The 1,263-nt window shown below is 73.0% G+C and carries 1 protein-coding gene; it reads left to right on the top strand.

Going from position 1 to position 1,263, the window contains the following annotated elements:
• Positions 1-302: 302 nt before the first annotated feature.
• The coding region (locus IEZ07_RS35240; RefSeq protein ID WP_301549390.1) for a polyketide synthase dehydratase domain-containing protein at positions 303-1,263 on the top strand (961 nt) is incomplete at its 3' end.

The following is a 1,263-nucleotide window of genomic DNA, read 5'->3' as shown; positions in this document are numbered from 1 at the left end:
GGTTTCGGCGGGTGGCGGAGTCGGTGACCTACCGGCAGGTGGAGGCGTCGCTGACGGCGGTCTCGACGGTGACGGGTGCGCCGGTGTCCGCGGCCTCCGTCGAGGCGTCCGGGGCCGGGGGTGCCATGCCCGGCTCCGGGACTTCCGAGGCCTCCGTGTCGGCTTCCGGGGTTTCCATGTCCGGCTCCGCGGTTTCTGGGACTTCCGAGCGGGTTTCCCTGTCCGGTTCCGGGACTTCCGGGGCTTCGGTGTCGGGTTCCGTGTCGGGTTCGGTTGCGGGGTGGGGGTCGGCGGAGTACTGGGTGGAGCATGTGCGGCGGTCGGTGCGGTTCGCCGATGCGGTGGCCGTGGCGCGGGCGGATCTGGGTGTGTCGCGGTGGGTGGAGGTGGGTCCGGACGCGGTGCTGACCGCGTTGGCGGCCCAGCTGCCGGCCGCGGCCGGTGCGGACTCTGTGGATGGCACGGGCGGTGCCGACCCCGCGGGCGGCACGGGCTCCGGTGCCGTGCAGGCGGTGGGGCTGCAGCGGCGGGGCCGGGACGAGGTCGAGACGCTGCTGACCGGAGTCGGCCGGGCCTACGCGCACGGCATGACCGTGGACTGGGCGCGGTACTTCTCCGGGTCGGGTGCGCGGCGGGTGGAGTTGCCGACGTATGCGTTCCAGCGGCAGCGGTTCTGGTTGCGGGCGCGTGCGGGGGCGGGGGATGTGAGCGCGGCGGGTCTGTCGGCGGCGGATCATCCGTTGCTGGGGGCTGCGGTGGCGTTGGCCGATTCCGGTGGGGTGGTGCTGACGGGCCGGTTGTCGGTGGGGGTGCAGTCGTGGTTGGCCGATCATGTGGTGGGCGGGGTGGTGCTGTTTCCGGGGACGGGGTTCGTGGAGCTGGCGATCCGGGCCGGTGACCAGGTCGGGTGCGGTGCGGTCGAGGAGTTGACGCTGGAGGCGCCGCTGGTGCTGCCCGAGCGCGGTGCGGTCGCGATCCAGGTGGTCGTCGGCGCCCCCGATGAGGACGACCGGAGAACGGTCGCCGTCTACTCACGACCGGACGGAGCAGGAGATCTGCCCTGGACGTCGCACGCCCAGGGCGTGCTGGCGGCCGACATTCCATTGGTCACGGCGGATCTGACCCAGTGGCCTCCGGCGGGTGCGGTGTCGGTGGAGGTGGACGGCGCCTACGAGTTCCTGAGTGAGCAGGGGTACGGGTACGGGCCGGTGTTCCAGGGGTTGAAGGCGGCCTGGCGGCGCGGGGACGAGGTGTTCGCCGAGG

The organism is Planomonospora parontospora, assembly GCA_014647935.1.
GTDB lineage: Bacteria > Actinomycetota > Actinomycetes > Streptosporangiales > Streptosporangiaceae > Planomonospora > Planomonospora parontospora.
This window is presented reverse-complemented; position numbering and strand designations above follow the sequence as displayed.